Source organism: Paenibacillus lautus (assembly GCF_050482385.1).
GTDB classification, from domain to species: domain Bacteria; phylum Bacillota; class Bacilli; order Paenibacillales; family Paenibacillaceae; genus Paenibacillus_AQ; species Paenibacillus_AQ lautus_B.
The window spans coordinates 726,539-748,883 of record NZ_JBCNHV010000010.1 but is presented as its reverse complement, the minus strand read 5'-3'; the positions used below and the strand labels follow the sequence as shown (position 1 = coordinate 748,883).

At 49.4% G+C, this 22,345-nt stretch carries 20 protein-coding genes; 14 read left to right on the top strand and 6 right to left on the bottom strand.

Translation table 11 applies throughout. The annotated features are described in order from the left end of the window. Positions 1-234: 234 nt before the first annotated feature. The 5 genes from ABEW73_RS14630 (at position 235) to ABEW73_RS14610 (ending at position 6,804) form a co-directional block, all read left to right on the top strand. The gene (locus ABEW73_RS14630) at positions 235-1,593 is read left to right on the top strand and encodes an FAD-dependent oxidoreductase (RefSeq protein WP_430167176.1); all 1,359 of its coding nucleotides are present in this window, start codon (positions 235-237) and stop codon (positions 1,591-1,593) included. 46 nt (positions 1,594-1,639) lie between these two features. Then, on the top strand, positions 1,640-2,932 hold the full coding sequence (locus ABEW73_RS14625; protein ID WP_430167174.1) for a citrate transporter: 1,293 nt from the start codon (positions 1,640-1,642) through the stop codon (positions 2,930-2,932). A 61-nt stretch (positions 2,933-2,993) separates the two neighbouring features. Further along, positions 2,994-5,141 (top strand): hydantoinase/oxoprolinase family protein, encoded by a 2,148-nt coding sequence (locus tag ABEW73_RS14620; RefSeq protein ID WP_430167172.1) that lies wholly within the window; start codon positions 2,994-2,996, stop codon positions 5,139-5,141. A gap of 12 nt (positions 5,142-5,153) precedes the next feature. Next, positions 5,154-5,849, top strand: a complete 696-nt coding sequence (locus tag ABEW73_RS14615) for a hypothetical protein (RefSeq protein ID WP_430167170.1) — start codon at positions 5,154-5,156, stop codon at positions 5,847-5,849. A gap of 94 nt (positions 5,850-5,943) precedes the next feature. Then, the gene (locus ABEW73_RS14610; protein WP_430167168.1) at positions 5,944-6,804 is read left to right on the top strand and encodes a MurR/RpiR family transcriptional regulator; all 861 of its coding nucleotides are present in this window, start codon (positions 5,944-5,946) and stop codon (positions 6,802-6,804) included. A gap of 331 nt (positions 6,805-7,135) precedes the next feature. On the opposite strand, the gene ABEW73_RS14605 is transcribed toward ABEW73_RS14610, so the two are convergent. Then, positions 7,136-8,053: an ArsR/SmtB family transcription factor gene (locus ABEW73_RS14605; RefSeq protein ID WP_215162168.1), complete on the bottom strand. Its 918-nt coding sequence runs from the start codon at positions 8,051-8,053 to the stop codon at positions 7,136-7,138. A gap of 433 nt (positions 8,054-8,486) precedes the next feature. On the opposite strand from ABEW73_RS14605, the gene ABEW73_RS14600 reads away from it, so the two are divergent. From ABEW73_RS14600 to ABEW73_RS14580, 5 genes are all read left to right on the top strand, one after another. Then, the gene (locus ABEW73_RS14600) at positions 8,487-9,974 is read left to right on the top strand and encodes an alpha-N-arabinofuranosidase (RefSeq protein ID WP_430167296.1); all 1,488 of its coding nucleotides are present in this window, start codon (positions 8,487-8,489) and stop codon (positions 9,972-9,974) included. Positions 9,975-10,144: 170 nt separating this feature from the next. Then, entirely contained in the window at positions 10,145-11,473 is a 1,329-nt protein-coding gene (locus ABEW73_RS14595) for an ABC transporter substrate-binding protein (RefSeq protein WP_430167166.1), read from the top strand. Between the two features lie 78 nt (positions 11,474-11,551). Then, entirely contained in the window at positions 11,552-12,445 is an 894-nt protein-coding gene (locus ABEW73_RS14590; RefSeq protein ID WP_430167164.1) for a carbohydrate ABC transporter permease, read from the top strand. 2 nt (positions 12,446-12,447) lie between these two features. Further along, a complete protein-coding gene (locus ABEW73_RS14585; RefSeq protein WP_430167162.1) occupies positions 12,448-13,281 on the top strand; it encodes a carbohydrate ABC transporter permease in 834 nt (277 codons plus the stop codon). Positions 13,282-13,392: 111 nt separating this feature from the next. Next, positions 13,393-13,608, top strand: a complete 216-nt coding sequence (locus ABEW73_RS14580) for a DUF2905 domain-containing protein (RefSeq protein WP_430167161.1) — start codon at positions 13,393-13,395, stop codon at positions 13,606-13,608. Positions 13,609-13,791: 183 nt separating this feature from the next. Here ABEW73_RS14580 and ABEW73_RS14575 read toward each other — a convergent pair whose 3' ends face one another. The 5 genes from ABEW73_RS14575 to ABEW73_RS14555 form a co-directional block, all read right to left on the bottom strand. Further along, complete coding sequence (locus ABEW73_RS14575) at positions 13,792-14,661, bottom strand: YitT family protein (RefSeq protein ID WP_430167159.1); 870 nt, start codon at positions 14,659-14,661, stop codon at positions 13,792-13,794. Positions 14,662-14,679: 18 nt separating this feature from the next. Beyond that, entirely contained in the window at positions 14,680-15,924 is a 1,245-nt protein-coding gene (locus tag ABEW73_RS14570; protein WP_098742636.1) for a cation:proton antiporter, read from the bottom strand. 3 nt (positions 15,925-15,927) lie between these two features. Further along, the gene (locus ABEW73_RS14565) at positions 15,928-16,419 is read right to left on the bottom strand and encodes a cation:proton antiporter regulatory subunit (protein ID WP_076320505.1); all 492 of its coding nucleotides are present in this window, start codon (positions 16,417-16,419) and stop codon (positions 15,928-15,930) included. A gap of 233 nt (positions 16,420-16,652) precedes the next feature. Continuing rightward, a complete protein-coding gene (locus ABEW73_RS14560; protein WP_430167157.1) occupies positions 16,653-16,997 on the bottom strand; it encodes a hypothetical protein in 345 nt (114 codons plus the stop codon). Positions 16,998-17,138: 141 nt separating this feature from the next. Next, positions 17,139-17,330: a hypothetical protein gene (locus tag ABEW73_RS14555; RefSeq protein ID WP_076320507.1), complete on the bottom strand. Its 192-nt coding sequence runs from the start codon at positions 17,328-17,330 to the stop codon at positions 17,139-17,141. A gap of 213 nt (positions 17,331-17,543) precedes the next feature. Between ABEW73_RS14555 and ABEW73_RS14550 the strand changes: the two genes are divergently transcribed. From ABEW73_RS14550 to ABEW73_RS14535, 4 genes are all read left to right on the top strand, one after another. Continuing rightward, positions 17,544-18,167 carry a stalk domain-containing protein gene (locus ABEW73_RS14550; RefSeq protein WP_430167155.1) on the top strand — a complete coding sequence of 208 codons (624 nt, stop codon included), beginning with the start codon at positions 17,544-17,546 and terminating at the stop codon, positions 18,165-18,167. 50 nt (positions 18,168-18,217) lie between these two features. Then, positions 18,218-18,649: a zinc ribbon domain-containing protein gene (locus tag ABEW73_RS14545; protein ID WP_430167153.1), complete on the top strand. Its 432-nt coding sequence runs from the start codon at positions 18,218-18,220 to the stop codon at positions 18,647-18,649. Between the two features lie 316 nt (positions 18,650-18,965). After that, a complete protein-coding gene (locus ABEW73_RS14540) occupies positions 18,966-20,513 on the top strand; it encodes an extracellular solute-binding protein (RefSeq protein WP_430167151.1) in 1,548 nt (515 codons plus the stop codon). A 29-nt stretch (positions 20,514-20,542) separates the two neighbouring features. Further along, positions 20,543-22,333, top strand: coding sequence for a cache domain-containing sensor histidine kinase (locus ABEW73_RS14535; protein ID WP_430167149.1), 1,791 nt, complete (start codon positions 20,543-20,545; stop codon positions 22,331-22,333). The last annotated feature ends 12 nt before the right edge of the window (positions 22,334-22,345 follow it).

The window sequence follows — 22,345 nt, the reverse complement described above, 5'->3', positions numbered from 1 at the left end:
GCACTTCAGTTTAATATTTTGGACGCGCGGAGCAGATCGCCGGAGCAAGCTTCGGTGATTTTTAGTTCATATGCTGTAAGAGATGGCTTTAGAACCCTCGGAAAATAATAAACATAATTTTCGGATATACAGAAAATTATTTTCTTGTAAGCATTTACATTCAACTTTCTGTCTGATAGTCTATGGATAAAGTAGCAAATCATACATCACTAAATCAGAAGGAGCGAGGATGATATGGGAAACAGGCTGAAGTATGATGTGGTGGTCATGGGCGGCGGCATATCAGGAGCAATGGCAGCAGTAGCGGCATCCAGTTTAGGGGTGAAGACGCTGATCGTAGAGTCCCATGGGTTTCTTGGCGGGACACTTACTGCGAATGGGGTAGGGCCAATGATGACATTCCATGCGGGAGAGAAGCTTGCCATTCAGGGGTTTACAGATCAGCTGATTGAACGGCTGAAGAAGCAGGGCAAGTCGCCGGGGCATATTTTCGATACGGTTGGCTTTACGTATTCGGTTACCCCGTTCGATGCCGAAGCGATGAAGCATGAGCTGGAGCTGATGGTCACCGAGAGCGGAGGGGAGATTCTGTATCATACGATGCTGGCCGGCGTGAAGACCGAGGACGGACGAATCGTCAGCATCACAGTATGCAATAAATCAGGTTTGAGCGATATCGAGGCGTCCGTGTTCATCGACGGGACGGGAGACGGCGATTTGTCCGTCGGGGCAGGGGCCGAGTTCACCAAGGGCAGGGAATCCGATGGGGCCATGCAGCCGATGACGTTGAAGATGAAGATGTACAATGTCGACATTCCGAAGGTAAAACAATATATTCACGCCCATCCTGAAGACTTTCCACTGTATCAGGGCGACACGTCCATCATCGAGAAGGCGCCTCGCTTGTCGGTAGGCGGGTTCGACAGTCTGTTTAAACTGGCGAAGGAAAGGGGCGAGATCTCGATTCCCCGGGAGAATGTGCTATTCTTCGAGACGAATAACCCGGGCGAGGTCATCCTGAATACGACCCGGATCCTCGGTCATGATCCGACGGATGCGTTCAGTCTGAGCAAGGCGGAGATGGAAGGGCGGAAGCAGTGCCGTGAGCTAGAGCTGTTCATGCGCAAGTATATTCCAGGCTTTGAGCATGCGGTCGTGGAATCGACCGGTCCGAATATTGGCATTCGGGGATCCCGCCAGATTAAGGGCGTGTACACGCTGACAGCCGATGATTTGCTGGAACAGCGGCTGTTCGAAGATACGATCGCGCATTCTGGCTACCCGATCGATATCCATAGTCCGGACGGCGAAGGTACGAAGCATCAGAAGCTGGAATGGGGCGGTATGTACAGCATTCCTTACTCCTGTATGATCACGGATTCTGTGCAGAACCTGATCGTTATCGGCAGATGCATTTCGGCTACCTTCGAAGCGCAGGCCGCGATGCGGACGACACCGACGACGGGGGCGATCGGCCATGCCGGCGGGGTAGCGTCTGCGTTGGCCGCGAAGAAAGGCATTCGCGTCCGGGATGTGGACATCAAGGAAGTGCAGTCCGTGCTGAAAGCACAGGGCGCTTATTTAGAAATATAGATGAAGATAAGGCTATTAAGAACTTGATTCGAGAGGAGAATACAACGTGACATCTTTCATGTGGGTTCAAGCCATCGGCATTTTACTAGTTTTTCTTGTGTTTGTCGGGTTAATGATGACCCGGAAGCTTCCGACCATTCTGGCACTGCCCTTGATGGCGATTCTGTTTGCCGTCATTGCCGGCGTGCCGTGGATGTCGAACGATCCCGAGACGACCACGATTGCCAAGACGATTCTGTCATCCGGCTCGATGAGGTTATCGGGCGCCATCGCAGGCTTGGTGTTCGGGGCCTGGTTCGGACAAATTTTGAATAAAGTCGGTATTACCAAGTCGATTATTCGAAAAGCGGCCGAACTCGCAGGCGACAAGCCGATGCTGATTGCAGTCCTGTTTTTCGCAACCGCATCCATTATTTTCTCGGCGGCCGGCGGACTGGGCATGGTCATCCTGGTCGGTACGATCGTCATTCCGATTATGCTGACGGCAGGCATCTCCCAGTTTGTCGCATCCATCGTCGTCATATCCGCCGTCGGCGTCGGCGCGCTGTTCAACGTCTCCAACTGGGCCGTTTATGTCGATGTGCTGGGCCTCTCGGTTCAGACGATTGCGGATTATACGCTGGTCGCCGCGCTGCCGCTCATTCTTGTGTCGCTCGGGATGATTATATTCTACATCCAGCGGGATGGCAAAGGCCGCAAAGCGTGGGCGATGCCGACGGCTTCCGGAGGAGAAGGCAAAAAGGTGCCTGCCTTTGCCCTCATTAGCCCGCTTGTGCCGGTCATTCTCGTCTTTGCATTCAAGCTCGACATTGTCCCGGCAGTGGTCATCGGCGCGTTGGTTACGATACTGCTGACCTGGCCGAAGCGGCCGATTCATGTCCTGTCCAGTGCGCTGGTGGAAGGGATTCAGGACGTTGCCGGCGCGATGGCGCTCATGATCGGCATCGGCATTCTGTTGAATTCCGTTATGGCGCCGCAGGTGTCGGCGCTGATCAGCCCGTTGATTGAAGCTGTACTGCCGACCAACCCGTTGATGTATATTCTGTTCTTCACGCTGCTATCTCCGCTCGCCATCTACCGTGGGCCGCTGAACGTATGGGGCCTGGGCAGCGGCATTGCAGCTCTGTTCGTGTCGGCGGGTATGACCCCGGTCGCGGCGATGCTGGCACTGCGCGTCGTCAGCAATGTGCAGGCCGTATCCGACCCAACGAACTCGCATAATGTGTGGGTCGCGGATTTTACGAAGAGCGACATTAACGATATTTTGAAAAAGACGCTTCCTTGGATGATGGTTGCGGTGCTGATTTCGATGGTGTTGGGTTCATTCATGGTCTTTTAGAAGCAGATAGAATCCGGGCGGAGACTTCCGAGTGTCTGCCCGTTGTCGCAGGAGGAGAACGATGGAGAGAAGAAAAGTAAGAGTCGGGATTGATGTCGGAGGCACCTTCACGGATGCGGCCGTCATTGACAATGAGACGTATGAGGTTATCGGGAAGATGAAAATTCCGACGACACATCATGACGAAGATGGCGTGGCGAAAGGGATTGTACAAATACTGAAGCGGATTTTGGAGAGCGAGGGCATTGCTCCGGATGATGTGACCTTTATCGCTCACGGGACGACGCAAGCGACGAACGCCTTGCTGGAGGGGGATGTGGCTCGTGTCGGCATTATCGGCATGGGTTCAGGCCTTGACGGCATGAGCGCGCGCTCGGAGTCGAATCCCGGGGACATCGAGCTGGCGCCGGGCAAATATTTGAAGACGTACCATACGTACCTCGATTCCAAAAATTTGCGGGATGAGGATATCGAAGCGGCGATTGACGAGCTTGCGCGGCAGGGGGCGGAAGTGATCGTCGCTTCCGAGGCGTACAGCGTTGATGATCCGGCCAATGAGCTTCGTGTCGTCGAGATAGCGAGCCGCAAAGGTATGTATGCTACCGGCGGGCATGAAATTTCCCAGTTGTATGGACTAAAGACACGGACAAGAACGGCGGTCGTGAATGCGTCTCTCATTCCGAAAATGATGGAAACGGCGAACATGACGGAGAAATCCGTCAAACATGCGAATATTCAATCCCAGCTCATGATTATGCGCTGCGACGGCGGCGTTATGAGTATCGACGAGGTGCGCAAACGTCCGATATTGACGATGCTGTCGGGACTTGCCGCCGGTGTTGCCGGTGTGCTGATGTATGAAAAGGTGTCGGATGGCATCTTTTTCGAGGTCGGCGGCACAAGCGTCGATATTTCCGTCATCAAAAACGGGAAGGTCATGATCAAGAATGCCCAAGTCGGCGGCCACCGGACTTATTTGCAGTCCTTGGATGTCCGGACGCTTGGCATTGCCGGCGGAAGCATGATTAAGGTGGCGAACGGGAATATCATCGATGTCGGCCCACGAAGCGCCCATATTGCGGGCCAGGAATACGAGGCGTTCGCCGGGGCGGAGCAGATCGTTAATCCGAAGGTCAAGTTCGTCAGCCCGCGGGAAGGGGATCCGGCCGAATATATTATTTTGGAGAGTGAGACCTGCAAGGAATTCTCCTACACACTGGCCGGCGCGGCCAACATTCTCGGCTATATTCCGGAGGGCGATTACGCGCGAGGGAACAAGGAAGCGGCCGTGCGGGCATGGGAAGCCCTTGCCGACCATGTAGGCCTGAGCATCGAGGAGGCCGCCAGACAGGTTATGAATATTGCGATTGATAAGACGATGAAAACCGTCAATGAGATGATCGAAGACTATGAGCTGGATCGCTCGTTCGTGACGTTGGTCGGCGGCGGAGGCAGCGGGGCCGTGCTCGTTCCGGCGATGGCGGAACGGGAGCGGTTCCGCTTCCAGATCGCGAATAACGCGCCTTATGTATCGACCATAGGCGTCGCCCTGGCGATGGTGAAGGAGCAGTTGGAAAGAACCGTCGTGAATCCGACGGAAGAGGATATCAAGCGCATTCGGTCCGAGATCGTCGAGCGCATCGTCAAATCCGGCGCCAGTGAGGATACGGTCGAGGTAACGATCGAGATCGATAGCCAGAAAAATATTTTGCGGGCAGTCGCTACCGGCTCGACAGAGCTTCGCTCCAAAGATCTGGGTCAGCAAGCGCTGTCGGTCGAGGAGATGGCCGCCATCGCCGCCAGCTCAGTCGATCAGCCGGCGGCCAGCATGAAGCTGGCGTCCCAGTGCGGCCGATGGAGCCTATTCGCCTGCGAGGAGACAAAGAAATCATTTTTCGGACTGATCAAGAAGAAAACGACCTATGTGAGCGTGCTCGATCGGGAAGGCGTCGTCCGGTTCAAGAAGGGGAACGTCCACTTCGCGAAGCTGACCAAGGCTCAGTTCGGGGACCGATTACAAGATTTTTTGGATGACAATACGATCTACTCCGATGCAAACGCGACGATACCGAAGGTATTCGTCTTTTATCGGGAGAAGATGCTTGACTTGACCGGAATGCAGACGAAGGAGCAATTGATGTCGATTCTGGAGATCGAGACGGAGATGCTGACACAGGAAGAAGAATTGATCATCGTTGTTTATCAGTAAGGAGGGGAAGGTATGCCGGAGCCGGGCGAGGTTATCCGCCGATTGATGGAAGAGGAAGGGGCTGATGAGCTGCTGGCGTGCGCGGAGTTGGAGCAGGACCCCCTGTTCCATAAAATACCGAAGGATCGAGTGGCGTACTATGTCAGCATGTCGCTGAAACGGGGAAGAGAGACGGCGGCTGCCTACAAGAACAAGGGCAAGTCGATCCGGGAGCTGTGTCAGATGGAAGGCTTACAGTATCAAGTGACGAATCGGTCCGGCACTTTCCACAATGTCAGCTTCCGCGCGCAGATTGATTTCGCGAAGAGCCCTCCGGCGATTATCATCTATGCCTCGTCGCTCCGCGATATGCGGCAGGCGTACCGGACGGTGATGGGGAATGGATGCGAGGAACGGGAACAGGAGCTGGAGCGGCTGATCGACCTTCATTTAGCGCATGAGTTTTTTCATTATACGGAATACCGGGCGGGGCAGTTCACGAATGAGACGCTGGAGCCGATTGATTTGTTTAAGCTGGGAAGCTGGTATACAAAGAGATCAAGCATTGTGAAATGCAGTGAAATCGCGGCGCATACGTTCTGCAAAATGATACTGGGCCTGCCCTGCTTGCCGAATGCGCTTGATTACGCGTTTCTTGTAGAAACGAGGGTGATGGATGCAGCTGAGCTTAGCCGGCGGATGGAACAATGGAAGATGATGGTGGTCTGATTTTATCATTGCTTCCCTTGATATGATATAATGGGGTGTACTGGCAAAGTTACCGGATTCGTATTTTTCCCATTGGCAGTCAGGAGGAGGTACCATGTCTTCACAGGTTCCGGCGGTTATCGCAAAAATTGTATCCCAAACTCAAAAATTAACATACGGCGAAAATCAGATCGCTAATTTTGTTATACACAATCCGGAATTCATCACCCGTAACACCATTACGGCCATCGCGAATGAAATTGGTGTGTCCGAGACAAGCATCAACCGTTTTTGCAAAAAGGTGGGCTTCAAGGGGTTCAACGATTTTAAAATCGCGTTCGCCCAGGATGCGTTTTACCGGGATATGCAGGCCAAGAAGAAAGAGAGACGCGAGATTAACGTCATTGATGCGCTGGCACTCGACTATAACGAGCTGATTGTCAACACTTCGGCACTCATTGCGGAAGATCAGCTTCATCAAGTGGTCAAGCTGCTGAAGGGGGCGCGCCGAATCCTCCTCATCGGCTTGTTCGATTCGTTCCTCGCGGCCATGGCATTGAAGAACCGGCTCGCGATTATCGGCGTTCATGCCGATGCAATCAATGACAGCAGGGAAATGAAAATCGCGGCCTCCCAATGCGGTCCCGAGGATGTCGTCATCGCCTTCTCGCGATCGGGTTCGACCCGGGAGATTATCGATGCCGTCAACATCGCACAGGTCAATCAGGCCAAGACCGTGGCAGTCACCTGTTACGACTCATCGGCGATTACAGAAAATGCGGTGGTCGATATTATTGCGCCGGATAAAATCTCGGTCAATAACAGCGCCTTTATGTCCAACCATATCACGTTTCTGTTTGTCGTCGATCTCATTATGAGCGTTTTCATTTCCTCGGATAAACAGTATTTGAAGAAAAAGCTGGACAGCGAAGGGATATTGGCAAGCGATCAATCGATAACGAATTATTTTCTGTGATTGTAGGAACAGACGCTCTTGTCGCGCAAATGCGCGGCGAGGGCGTTTTTTTAATGCTGCTTAATGACTTGATTGTTTTCCGCTTCCAACATTTTCGGTCAATTCGCGGGCAGCAACTACGTCTAAGTTCAGGTGCTGGAAGTCATCGACAATCACCATATCATGAAGTCGAGACGAGCGGTCCGTTAAATATTCAGCATGTCCGCACAAACAGCAGGAGCAGGGTGTCCCTGCTCCTGCTGTTTTCCATACTTTAGTGGATAAACGTATCAAACCCATGCAGATGTTAACCTACTATAGTGAATCTTGTTCAACTTATTCATTCGAGTCTCTAGCCTTCCTTCACATCATACAGTACGCGAGCCAACAGGTCCTGGCTGTAGTTGCCGAAATGCTTGCCGTAAATGGTTAAGCCGCGTTTATTAACAGATTGTTCGTTAACGGCGATCCTGAAGGTAAGCTCGCTCTTGTAATCAAGCTGAATCTGGTCCAGACCGACATCCGAGATGCGGCATCCATCGATAAAGCTGCCTTCCTTATTAATTCGGATCAGCTTCAGCATGCCATATTGGTTCAAATGAGGCGGCCACCATTCAGGGTTGAAAGTACCGCGTTTGTCCCCGAAATCCCCCGGACTTGTCCAGCTGCCAATCTCGATCCCGTTTACGTAAAAGAAAATGTCCGATGGATAATTGTCGCAATATCCTGGCGCCTCGGAGCCAAGCTCCAAGGAGAATTGAATCTCGCGGAACGATTGATTGGACTTTAAATAATTCGGAATCCGGTATTCCAGGAAACCTTCGGTAAGCCAGATGATCTCCGAGTTGATCCGCTCCGGATCAGCGAAATAGCGCGGATCGTCAAAATCTCCGATGATGCTGTCCTTGGTCGCAAGCCCGCAGGTCGGGGTAGCCTGGTAATCGCTGTAATGGCCAACCTGGATCTCCACCTCGTACAAGTTATCCATATCCTTGCTGCGAAGATCAACCATCAGGGTGTCTTTATTCAGGTAGCAGATCTTCTGAATGCCGTGTTTCCCGCCCGTGGTATTAATTTCGATCAGACCGCTATCTTCCAATTTCTTGATATGCATGGTGATAGCGCCATTGCTGAGGTTCAGCCTGTTTGCGAGATCGTTTAGGTTCAGACTTTGATTCTTGGCCAGCAGCTCCAGAATTTGAATGCGAATTTCCGAGCTGAGCGCTTTAAAGATATCAAGCCCGCTCATTAAATCTTTAATGTAGATCATCTTATCTCAAACCTTCTTCCGATTAAAGGATTTATATAACGATGGCAATAGGTACAGAGGGGTTAAGAGGTTTATTTCAAACAATTATAAATCAATATGTGCGTTAAATAAAGATGTGATCTAATTCTTCAAAAATTTCATGAGAAAACCAAGAATTTGAATACTGAAATTCATTTTATTTCAAGTTATTATAAAAATAATAATTTCAAATATCAGAGAAATCAGTGTTTTCCACCACCATTTAGCTGATTTCCAGAAAATTAATCAATTCATTTTTAATTTATATAAATCATTTTATATTTATGTGTTTACAGCAAACCTCTCATATGATATTTTATATTTGAAAACGAATTCATTTAATACTATTTGAATTGTTTCATAATTATATCAACGGAAGGTGAAGGACTTGGCAGCTGAGAAATTGAAAGCACGAATGATCGTGGATAAGTCGTTTCGGATCGCGCAAGTTGATAACCGCATATATGGTTCGTTCATTGAACATCTAGGCCGCGCTGTATATGGCGGTATTTACGAACCTGGCCATGAAACCGCGGATGCAGGCGGTTTTCGTAACGACGTGAAGGAATTGATTAAGGAACTGGATGTCCCGATTATAAGATATCCCGGTGGGAATTTTGTATCTGGCTATAACTGGGAAGATGGCGTAGGTCCTGTAGCCGAACGGCCAAAACGGCTGGAGCTGGCGTGGAGAACGCTGGAGCCGAACGATGTCGGCACGAATGAGTTTATATCCTGGGCCAAGGAAGTAGGCTCGGATGTTATGATGGCCGTGAACCTGGGTACTCGGGGGATCGACTCCGCCAGAAACCTGCTGGAATACACCAATCATCCCGGAGGCACATACTGGAGTGATCTAAGACGCAGTCATGGTTATGAACAGCCGCATAAGATTAAAACCTGGTGCCTTGGCAACGAGATGGATGGACCTTGGCAGATCGGACACAAGACCTCGACGGAATACGGCCGGCTTGCGCTGGAGACGGCAAAAGCCATGCGGCTCGTCGATCCGACCATTGAACTGGTTTCATGCGGAAGCTCGAGCACCGGGATGCCGACATTCCCTGAATGGGAAGCCGTGACGCTGGATCATACGTACGAGGCGGTTGATTACATATCGCTGCATCAATATTACGGTAACCGTGATAACGATACCGCCAACTATCTGGCTCTTTCCCTGGATATGGATCACTTTATTCATACCGTCAAATCGACCTGCGATTACATCAAGGCCAAGAAACGCAGCAAAAAGACGATGTATCTCAGCTTCGACGAGTGGAATGTCTGGTACCATTCCAATGACGCCGACAGGCAGATTGATCCATGGAGCATCGCTCCACCTCAGTTGGAGGATGTGTATAATTTCGAGGACGCAATTCTTGTCGGCAGCATGCTGATCACCTTCCTGCGCCACGCCGACCGGGTGAAGATGGCTTGCCTGGCACAGCTCGTCAACGTAATCGCGCCGATTATGACCGAGAACGGCGGCCGTTCTTGGAAGCAGACCATCTTTTATCCGTATCTTCACGCTTCGAAATTTGGCCGGGGCGTATCGCTGCTGCCTATCGTCGAGTCACCGAAGTATGATTCCAAGGATTTTACCGATGTTCCGTATCTTGATAGTGCGGTCGTTCATAATGAAGAGGATGAAGAAATTACGATTTTTGCCGTGAACCGTCATCTAGAGGAAGCCTTGGAGCTGGAATGTGATGTGCGCAGCTTTGAAGGCTACCGGCTGCTGGAGCATATCGTGATGGAGCATGAGGATCTGAAAGCGGTGAATACTGCAACCGAGGAAAGAGTCAAACCACATCATCAGGGCGGAGCTAAACTCGATAACGGTATGGTTACCGCAAGGCTTGCCAAGGCATCATGGAATGTTATTCGCTTGAAAAAAGCTTAAGGAAAAGCGGGCAGTTCTCACTATGGGCTGCCCCATCTCCCAAATACTCATATCAAATTACACACATTATGAAAGCGCTTTATTTTGGAGGATAGCTCTGGAGGATAGCAGAAGTACCGATTGTTGAAGTGTAGGTTTGTATGAACGAATATTAAGGGAGGTCCAGTTGGATGATGAAAAAATGGATGGTTGTATTCATGGTGTTATGTTTGACATTGTTTCTGTGGGGATGCGGAAAATCGAATAATGCCGGAGGTGAAACCTCGGTTCTGGATGGAGGGGCTGGGGAAAACGCTACGGAGCTGTCTTATTGGACATTTGTTGAGCTGCACGGACAGCATTTCGAGAAAATGCTGGGCAAGTGGAATGCCGAGAATCCCGAACGCCAGATTAAACTGAACGTGACAGTCATGCCGTATGACGACATGCATAACAAATTATCTATAGCGGTTCAATCGGGGACAGGGGCACCTGACATTGCGGATATCGAGCTTGGGAAGTTTCCGGATTTCCTGTCCGGCACACCGCAGCTGGAACCGCTCAATGACGTCATTGATCCATACCGAGACACCATCGTTAAATCCCGAATTGACCTATACAGCAAGGAAGATGTGAATTACGGCATCCCGACCCATGTTGGCGCATCCGTTGCCTTCTATAATACCGAGATTTTGGAGGAGGCTGGCGTTAACTATCAGGATATCGCGACTTGGGAGGATTTTAAGAAGGCCGGTATCCAGGTGTATGAAAAAACAGGCAAATACATGGGAACGGCCGATACTAGCGCAGCTTGGCAAGCCTCCATGCTATTGGCCCAGCAAGGTGCGGATCTGACGGACGATTCCGGCAATCCAGTCGTGAACTCGGAAGCGATGGTGAAAGCCATGACGCTGCTCAAGGACCTTCAGGATAACAATGTCATAGCAACCATTGCTGGCGGCCAGCCTGATACCGAAGAAGCATATGGAGAGTTTAATGCAGGAAATTACGCTACGGCCTTCATGCCGCTGTGGCAAATGTCCAGATACACCAACTACATGTCCGACTTGTCTGGGAAAATAGCCATCGCGCCGATTCCGGTCATTGAAGAAGGAATGCCAAGATCGGTTGGCGGGGGCGGAACCGGCACGGTTGTTACCAAGACCGCAAAAGACGTTCAGTTGGCAAAAGACTTTCTGGCATTTGCCAAACTGTCCCTGGATGCCAATAAAGAGATTTGGAACACACTTGGATTCGATCCGGTCAATATGGACGTTTGGGATATGAAGGATGTTACGCACAATGCCGAGAATCAGTTCGTCAAATATTTTGTTAATAACCCGTTTGATGTCTTGAATGAGATCCGGGATGAAATCCGGTTAATCAAATCGACCTCCGCATCACCTACCATCAACAACGTCCTGTGCACAACGACCTTCAATGAGATTTTTGAGGATGGCAAGGACATTACCGGAGCTCTTAACGATGCCCAGAAGCAAATCGAACAGGAATTGAAATGACACTCGCTCATACGGTATAAAAACGAAGAGCTGCTCATGGGATCGTCGGTGAGCGGCTCTCATTAAAGGAGTAGAATCATGATTAAAAAATTTCTGTACTCGCAAAAAGTTGCTCCTTACGTGTTTGTCCTGCCGTTTATTCTGGTATTCCTCATATTCTGGGTATTTCCGCTGGGCAGCTCGTTTAGCATGAGCTTTCAGAAGACCCAATTGGGGCAGGAAGCAGATTGGATCGGTTTGGCTAATTACGGAAAGTTGATGGGGGACGGCGTCTTTCTGAAGGCGGTGACGAACAGCGCGATATACATGATCCTGACGCTCCTGATCCTGATTCCGTTTCCGATGTTGTTCGCGGTATTGATTAACAATAAGTTCATGTGGGGAAGAGAGTTTTTTAAGTCGTCCTTTTTCTTCCCGGCACTGACGTCGGTTGTTGTCGCAGGCACCATTTTTCGGTTGATGTTCGGCGAGATGGAAGGGTCGCTCATTAACAGTTTACTGGGGTGGTTCGGGATCGATCCCGTGAAGTTTCTGAAGGGTCAGGTTACCGGGTTTATTGCTCTGGTGGCGCTTGCCACATGGCGGTGGACGGGCGTCAATATGCTATATTTTTTATCGGGGCTCAAAAACATCCCGGGTGAATATTATGAGGCGGCATCCATCGATGGGGCCTCGGCCTTTCAGAGGTTTACCAAAATCACGATGCCTTTGTTAAAGCCAACCACGATTTATGTGTTAACGATCAGCATTTATGCGGGGCTTGCCATGTTTATTGAAAGCATGATGCTCTGGAACGGCAACAACTCTCCGAAAAATATCGGCCTCACGATTGTCGGTTATCTGTACCGTCAAGGCATTGAGAAGAACAATCTGGGTTATGCGGCCGCTGTAGGGATCGTGCTGTTGGCAATCACCATGCTTATTAACCTGACGCAACTGAAGCTCTCCGGCATGTTCAAGAAGGAGGATTGAGGATGAGAAGAGAAACGCTGGTTAAAATAATCCTCTTCATTTTGTTCTCCATACTGTGCTTTCTGATTCTGGTCCCTTTTTATGCCGTCACCATTGCCTCCTTTAAACCGGGCGAGGATTTGATCCGGTATGGACTGAATTTGAAATTTGACCTGTCGGTGATGAGCCTGGACAATTTCACTTACCTGTTTACGGGCGATCATTCTTATTTTATGTGGTTTTTTAACTCCTTGCTCCTTACGGTGGTGCAGGTTACGTTAACCCTGCTGGTCAGCGCAACGGTTGCCTATGGGTTTTCAGCCTATGATTTCATCGGCAAAAACTTTTTGTTCATATGCGTGCTTCTGATTATGATGGTTCCTTTTGAAATTCTTCTTCTTCCGTTATACTCTCTGACGTACAATCTTGGCCTTATGAATTCGTACTCGGCGATTGTGCTGCCGGGGATTGCAAGCGCGGCTACGATCTTTTTCTTCAGGCAGTATTTAAGAGGGGTTCCAAAAGAAATGATTGCGGCAGGGCGGGTGGACGGCGCGACGGAATACGGTATCTATGTGCGGCTGATCTTGCCTGTGATGAAGCCATCCTTCGCTGCCATGGCGATCCTGAACGGCATGAACAGCTGGAACAACTTTCTGTGGCCGTTCATTGTGCTCAGTGACGATAGCAAGTATACCCTTCCGATCGGATTAAAGACGCTCTTGACCCCTTACGGGAACAATTATGATTTATTGATTGTCGGTTCCTTCTTTTCGATCATTCCGATCTTTATTTTGTTCATGGCCTTCCAGAAGTATTTTATCGACGGGATGACGGCGGGGGCGGTGAAAGGATGATCGCTCGATCGATAGGAAGGGGCTGACCTTGCATGCGGCATCTCAAATCCTTTATGATACAAGGAAACTTGCGTGTTTCAAGTTTGATTTGATAAATGAGGTGACCGTATCGTGCATCCTGTAACTCGGGCTCTATTGTGGATTGGCGGGGCTCTGATCGTAATCGGGCTGCTCTGGCCTGTCATTGGACGATTTTTCGGCCGGCTGCCAGGTGACATCGTGGTGGATAAACCCCATGTCAAAATTTATTTTCCGATCGTAACCTGCCTCGTCATCAGCGTGGTGGGCTCGTTGATTCTGTTTCTGGTCCAGCAGTTTCGTAAATAGCAGGAATTTCATAAGAAAAACGTCTATCAGCGTACTTTCTCAGAAGACAGACACGGTTAGGGGATGTTTTTCTTGCGATATCAGGAAGGCCTAAGCTTCGGAGTTTATACTTTCTGATATCTTAAAAAAACAGGCCGGCTAGGGCAAATCCTTAGCCGGCCTGTTTATATGGAAGAGCGAAACTTACTTCTGAATGATGGTAATCTCGGCATTCGGATCCAGACTTCTCACGATGGATTTGAATCTGGGCATCTCCAGAATGTGAACCCGATAGATCAGCTGCGTCGAACCGATGGTGTCACCTTCACACATAGGGTCATCTTTAGCGTCAGCAGTTTGGTATTCATACCCCATGATGGTTTTCATTGTATGCTGGATTTCCGCTTCGCTCACGCTGCGAATCTGGACTTCGCGTTTAAGCGGAAGGCTTGAAGTTGTAATACGTCCGGTCTCCAGCGCCATCAGGCATGCGATCGCTGAGTACATCGCTCGTTCCCAGCCGAGAAGCAGCCCTGCCAATGTCAGTACGCATGTATTGACCATGATATGGATGTACGGCAGCTTCAAGCGGGTTAGCAGATGTGATATCTGCTGCGGAATCTTGGGCATTTGGAGTGAGTCCAGGACGACGCCGTAACGAAGGCCGAGACCGATGCCCAGCCCAAGGAAAATGCCGCCGATGCCTGCGCTCCCGATCTTGCTGTCGATGAGAGCGGGAACCGGAAAGAACAGGATCGAGCATACGGAAAAAGTAAGCAGCCCGACGGTGGCAATGACGGCTCTTTCCCGGTTGGCCCCACGATAGGCCAGCAGGAGCAGAGGCAGGTTTAATGCAAACAGAAACATGCCTGTATGAAGTCCCGTCAGATGCGAGGCGAGCGCGGAAATTCCCGTTATGCCGCCCGCGATGATGCCGCTGGGAACAAGAAATAAATCTAAACCGAACGCCGCGATCAGGCCTCCGATGGCAGCCATGCTCATTCTTCTTCGTGTACTTGCCTTGCTTACGGTCTCTTGCGAACCGTTCGTTACCCGAACCGGGGCTTGAACCATAGGCAATGTACCCTCCTTTTATCCGCTAGCACTTTCATCCTTTAGCTTCGGTTTAACCGGTTTCTTCTCCTTATAGTCTTTAAATTTAATTATTTTGTTCAAGAAGTTATATACATGCTTGGACTCCTTGGTGAGCAGCGGTCCGAGTATAGCCAGTATCAGCACATACAAGGCTGCGAACGGCTGAATGAAGGTTGCAAGCCCGCCTGCCTTACCCATATTAGCGAGAATAATGGAGAATTCCCCGCGGGAGACGATGGTCAGACCGATATTGGAGGATGCTTTGGAGGACAATCCAGCACTGCGTCCTGCAAGCATACCTGCAATAAAGTTACCAAGGAGCGTAATGATAACGGCGATCAGCGATAACCACACAGCTCCGCCAAGCTCGGAAGGTACAATCGTTAAACCGAAGCTAAAGAAGAATATGGCTCCAAAGAAATCACGGAATGGTAAAATCAAATGCTCAATGCGTTCACGATGCTCCGTCTCAGCCAGGACAAGCCCGACGAGCAGAGCGCCGATGGCCTCGGCAACATGAATGGTTTCGGCGAATCCTGCGAGCAGGAACAATGCGCCAAAAACAACCAAGGCAAACAATTCGTTCGACCGTATATTTAGTACCTTATTCAGAAGCGGTACGGCTTTACGGCCAATTATAAGGACAAGCAGCATAAATCCAAGGGCAATTACCGCAGATATCAGTACTCCGCCCAGCGATGATGATCCGCTCAATACGAGGCCGGAGAGAATAGAGATATATACAGCAAGGAACACATCCTCGAACATGATAATACCGAGAATCATTTCAGTTTCGGGATTCGCCGTTCTTTTCAAGTCAACCAGCACTTTGGCTACAATAGCACTTGAAGAGATGGTGGTAATTCCCGCAACAATGAGTGTTTCCGCCACGGGGAATCCGGAAAAGATCCCGATCATAAGTCCAAGCGTAAAGTTTATGGCAATATAGATGCTGCCACCAACTACGATGGACTTCCCTGATTTAATTAACCGGCCGACCGAGAATTCGAGGCCAAGATAGAACAGAAGGAACAGTACGCCGATCCGACCCATAAAGTCGATGAACGGAGCACTTTCTATAAAACGAAAATCGAATGATCCAAAATGAAAAGCATGAGGCCCTACCGCCATCCCTATCAGAATGTAGAAAGGGACGACGGAAAACCGGAGTTTAGCTGATAGCAACCCCGCCAGGGCGATCAGGAAAATCGCCAGTCCAACTTCTAAAACCAAATGATCCATTCATCAACCACGTCCGTTCATCAAGATTTGTTTAAATAGCCGCTGTTGTTGACGTTCACCAACGACAACGAGTGTCGAGTCCGGTGTAATGATAACGTCAGGTCCGGGATTGATTTGTTTACTGTTTTTATCAACTGTCGCAATGATGGTTGCACCTGAGGCTTGGCGCACGTCCAAATCACCAATCGATTTACCTGCCCCGTAATAGTGGGACTCGATGCGATACCACTCGATAATCAATTCGTCCAGCGCCATGTCGATTGTTTCCAGCGCTTTAGGTTTATAAGTGAGACCGCCAACGATGGCAGCAATTTGGCGAGCCTCATCATCATCCAAGGAAATCATGGAGATGCTTTCGTCCGGATCGTCATGTTCATAATGGTACATTTCACGGCGGCCGTCGTCATGAATGATAATGACCAGTTTATCGCCACCGCGGGTATCAATTACGAACTTCTTGCCGATTCCGGGCAAATCTGTTTCACGAACATGCATAGGTTAAACTCCTCCTAAAAATACACTTTTTAGTTTTTTTGCAGACCGATCACACGGATCTCAAAAATATACGCAGCCAAATAAAACAACCCATCAGGATGAAATTGTACAGTCTTTAATAAACCTACGTGCATAAGTCAACTAGCACAGGTTGATTGTATGGTTGCATGAGAGATGAAAAATGGGCGGATTTAAGAAACCGCAGTCAGTTTGAATGCGAAAAGGGGAGGGATCTAAACGAACTTCGATGTGTATTTAATGGGGAATAATAATAAAAGCCGGAGCCGAAGCGGAATGATCGGCCGATAGGGCAGACGTGTTTTGGGAGCCTGCAACATGAGAACGGCCGACATCAATAAGAACAGTGGCAAGGTATTGCCGGCTGCCTTAAGTTTGGAGAGAATCTGAGAGTGTTTCAGAACAGCTGCTTTCAGATGAAGGTCGTGCTTATAAACATACCGCTCATCGTGGGTTTCGCTGCTGTAATACTCCTGGACGGGAATATAAAGGGCAAATGCCGTAACCAGAACAAGTACCAGCATCCAAAGAATTTTTGCTGTTTTTAAGAAACGGTTCACGGTGACTCCCCCCTTCGTCCCAAGCTTCTATGTTAATCATAACATAAAAATAATCGTTCTCAAAATGAGAACGATAAATTATTTTTGAACACTTTTACAGATTGATTATATTTTTTACATTATATTGAAGCGGGACGTGTCTTACTTTTTGCGAAGTTTATCGTAATTTTCCGTATCGGGATCGATATCGACTTTCGATGTATCTTTATCTTCCAAAATGCCAAGAACCAGATCATCGAGCTTGTCGGTTGCGGCTTGATCCGGACGATCGGGCTCGGGAATAGGGTCTACGCCGGGGAACTGTCCGTCATATTCAGGTTTCTTTTTGCTCATTAGGGTCTCATTCCTTTCTGGAAATATTTTGGCACAAAAGGTTCCGTTATATGTAACGAATAAACGAAAGGGGTGAAAATGAAACCATGCAAGCGATTATCAGCATGACAATAGTCTTCCTTCTATGTAATGTATCTCTACATATTCATCTGCTATATAAGAAATATGCTAGAATGTATTGGAGGAATATTATACCAGGGGGTAATTTGAGTTATGAAGAAAAAAATGCTATGCTGCACCATCGCTTTATTGCTGGTGTCAGGTTCGGTCGTTTCTGCTCATCCGGGAAGAACGGATGCCAACGGAGGGCATACCTGCCGTACCAATTGCGAACGCTGGGGTCTGTCTTATGGCGAGTATCATTATCATAACGGCGGAGGAAGCTCTTCAGGCAGCAAATCGTCCTCATCCACGCCTAAAGCCAAATCATCGAAGAAGAGTACGACAAAATCCACTGCGCCGAAGCCGGCAGCTCCGACCTATGCCAAGTCTGGTCTTAAAGTTTACGTTAACGGCAGCGTGGTGAAGTTTGACAGTGAGCCGTTGGTGAATAACAACATCAATTTGGTGCCGCTGCGGGAAATCGCCGAAGGAATGGGAGCTGAGGTTACCTGGAATCGCGAAGCGGCCAGCATTGGCGTACAAAGAGGCAATCACAAGATAACACTCACGATTGGCAGCAAAACCGTCTTTTACAACGGCAAATCGGAAACCGTTACGGTCGCTCCCAAAGTGATTGACGGCGTAACGTACGTTCCGATTCAGGTGTTTGCAAGAGGCCTGGGTGCTGGCGTGAACTATACCGATCATGATAAAATTCTGAGAATCTCCTTATAGGAATAAAATAAAACAGCTTCAAACAGGTGAAGAGAGAGGGGAGAACATACTTGAGTTTTTTTGATAAATTTAAGGCCGGTATGTCCGACGCTGGAAACAAAGCTAAAACGCTGGTGGAGATCAATCGGTTAAAGCTGCAAAACAACGGTAAAAAAAGCGACATCGATGAACAGCTTCTGGAAATCGGCAAGGTTGTATTTGCCGCAACCGAAGCTGGGAAGTGGCCGCCTGATCAGGAGAGTATTCAGAGCTACGTGGACAAGATTCATCAATTGAATTTTGAAATCGAACAAAATCTGCTTCATATCGCCAATCTTACGGATGAGAAGGTATGCAGAGGTTGTGGGAACAGCTCCGCTATGAACGCCAAGTTTTGTGCCCACTGTGGCCGTACGTTCGAAGTGATTCAGGTGGAATCGGAAGAGCAGCGTAAAGAAATTCCGCTTCTGGAAGACGGCAACGAACAAGAGGAGCCGAAATAGTGTTATTGGTCCAATTGTCCTCACTAGTCTAGGCGGGCCGATCGATTGGAGCGGGATCTTGTTTTCACATGTTTGTTGTGTGCCAAACAATAACACGAGCAGTAAAAAGGACCTGATGGTCCTTGATGTCAGGATGAATGTTTTTGTTAAAGATAGAGCCGCACCCTGGTTTGGGAATGACTGGGGGCGGCTCTTTTCTTTTTGTCCGGGGTGAAGGAAGCCGCAAATCATTACAGAATGATTATTAAGGTGAGCTTACTCACCATAAAATCGTTATATAGTAATATTAGCTTACTAGCTGAGGGAGTGAGGACATATGCCAATGAACAAGGCCTGTAATGATGAGTTATTTCAACATGGGAATCGAAGGGTATCAAGGCTGCTTAAAGGTAACGTTCTATTGCTTCCCGTCTGTGTATTTCTGATGCTCCTTGCTGCCGGGTGTAACAGTACGAATCCTATGGGAGAGGACCATCAACCGAAGAGCGCATCCATCAGCATCGTCATTTCCAGTCTCGGGATGACGTTCCCTGCCGGGATGGACGAGAATGACAATCCGTATCTGAATTACATTGAAGAGCGTACGGGGCTTGAGATCGGAGTTACTCTTCCGCCACCTGAGGTATACAACGAGAAGCTGGATGTCATTATGTCCTCGGGCAACTTGCCGGATATGCTCCATACGTATGAACCGGTGTGGTTCGACAATTATGTCAAGCAAAAGGCATTTATGCCGCTGGATGAGTTAATCGACAAGTATGGTCCCCATCTAAAGGAAAAAATTCCGCCGGAGGTCTGGGATCGGGTTCGATATGGCGGTAAAATCTACGCGGTTCCGAGCTTGAATGAGGTGACTGGGGCAGAGCTGATGTATGTCCGAAAGGATTGGCTTGATCGGCTGGGCCTGGAGCCGCCCGAAACACTGGAGGAATATTACGAAGTGATCCGTGCCTTTACGCTCGATGATCCGGATGGCAACGGCGTGCAGGATACGGTCGGCCTTACCCTGACATCGAATCTGGGCAGGTCTTCCCCGTTCTTCGGCGCCTTCGGCACGCAGCGGAATACATGGTTTGAACGGGACGGGCAGCTGGTGAACGGAAGCATTCTGCCTGAAACAAAGGAGACCCTCGCGTTTTTCGCCAAGCTGTATCAGGAGAATCTGCTCGATCGGGAGTTTCCTCTTAACCTGCAAAATAATATGTTTGAAAAAATAGAAAATGGCACGGTGGGCCTGTTCTCTGCAGCATGGTACGACACGCGGGGACCGATCGCGGCTAATATGAGCAGAGACCCGGAGGCTGTATGGATGCCGCTTCCGTATCCCACGGGACCGGACGGACTTAAAGGCGTGGAAGGCAAGGATATTATCCGCGGCTACAACGTCATTCCCGCCGAATCGGAGAAAGCAGCCGAAGTGATTAAGTTTCTGGACTTTATCGCCAGCGACTATAAGACGCTGAAGCTCGGCTTCGAGAACGAAATCTGGCGTTGGGAGGACGGGGCGATCGTTACGGATTTTGCGCTTCACGACAAGCATTTGTATCGTGGCATTTACCAGTCGCTTGTTGATGTGCCGGACCAAATGCTGTTTAAGGAGCGGCTTGATTCCCTAGGCGATTTCAATCTATACAACAACTTGCAAATGATTAACTCGCATATTATTCCCAATGCATTCTATGGCGTTCCCACACCTGCCATGACGAAGTACAGCAATAAGCTTAAAAATTTGGAGGATGTGTTTATGAAGATCATTATGGGGCTGGAACCGCTGGATGCCTTTGATGACTATGTGAAGATGTGGAAGGAAGAAGGAGGAGATGAAATCACGAAGGAAGTGAATGAATGGTACTCCAAACAATGATGTCGGCCGCCAAGAGAGGGGGGAGTCGAATGATGGCGTTGACTCGCTGGGTCCGGGATCGGTTTTCGCAAAATATTCAAACCCGCTTGACCGGTTATTTTCTGCTGATCCTGCTCCCGCTGGTCATCATCAGCTTGTTTGCGGTGGAACGTTCCCGGGATATTCTCTACGAACAGGCGGTCGAGCGGACAGAGATGGCGCTTTCGTCAGCAATGAACCATTTTGATCTCGCCCTGCAAAATGTGGAGGAGATATCTACCTTGATAGCAAGCGACCCTGGAATGAATGAGCTGCTGAACAAAAACAGTACCAACTTTTCTTCTCAATCGATCATGGATTTCAGGGATATTTTGGAACAGTTATCGAATTCCGTATCGGTGAACCGGTTTGTATCCCATATTTCGGTGTATCATCGGGCGTCCAATAGGATTATCTCTACCCATTACGGCGGCAAAGAGCTGACGGGCGAGACGCAGCAGGAATGGCTTGTCGAAGCGGCACGGAGGAACGGAACGGGGATTTCCTATGTCATGTCGGAATCCCCCGTGGCAGAAGGCATCACGTTTGGGCAGATGACGAATACGGACAGCGTCTCCTTGATCCGGGCCATGGACCTGTACAACAGTGAGCGGCAGTCGAATCTGTTGGTGGTGTCTTTTAACAAGAGCAAGCTGTTAAACATCATTAAGACGCTGCTTCCCTCCGAGAACAGCCGTATCGCCCTGTTGAACGAAAAGGGAGAAGTGGTTGTGGAGACCGGCAGAGTGCATGAGGATACCATTTCTGACAAGGATATGACCGTAACCATTGACTCGGATTACTCCGCATGGCGTCTCGCGCTGGTTCAGCCGAAAAGCGAGCTGTACAAAGAGACCGATCAGTTGCGCCTGTTCACAGTTGCGATCATCGGGTTAAGCATCCTGCTGGCCATCATTATTTCATGGGTGGTGTACAGTGGAATTGCCTCACCGGTGTTGAAATTGTCGCGCGGGATGAAGCGGCTCAGCAGCGGGGAGCTGAATATTCATGTCGATACCAAGCGGAAGGACGAGTTCGGCTTTCTCATTCAGTCGTTTAATAAGATGGCCGTCGTACAGAAACATCTGATCGAGGATCATTACGAGCAGCAGTTGCGATTAACGACGACGGAACTGAAGTTTCTGCAATCCCAGATCAATCCGCATTTTCTATACAATACACTCGATTCGATATACTGGACGGCCAAAAACTATGATGCGGATGAAATCAGCGAGATGGTAATGAATCTGTCGAAGTTTTTCCGGTTGAGCCTGAACAAGGGCAGGCAGGTGTTCACGATTGAGGAGAGCATTACCCATCTGCACTACTATTTACGAATTCAGCAGCTTCGTTTCATGGACAATTTCACCGTGGATTATCACATTTCGGAAGAGAGCAAGCACGTCCCGCTCCTCAAGCTCCTGCTCCAGCCTTTGGTGGAGAATGCCATCATTCATGGCATGGAGGGTAAATCTTCAGGAGGGAGCCTGGTCATATCCAGCCAGATCGAGAAAGGACAAACCGTGGTCATCAGTGTACAGGATAACGGGCCGGGGATTAAGGAAGAACGGCTGCGTTATCTCCAGCATGAGCTGGAGATGATGGGTTCCCGCAGCGTGCCGGCATCTTCCCAGGATGAGGAGCATGTGAAGGATTTGTTCGGCCTTCGGAACGTGCTGAGCCGAATGAAGCTGTATTATGGCAGGGAAGCCCAACTCACGGTTCACAGTATCTCAAGCGAAGGCACAACCGTCACGATTTCCATTCCGCTGGATCGCTGCAAGGAAGTTAGCTTGAAGTAGGTATTCATATAT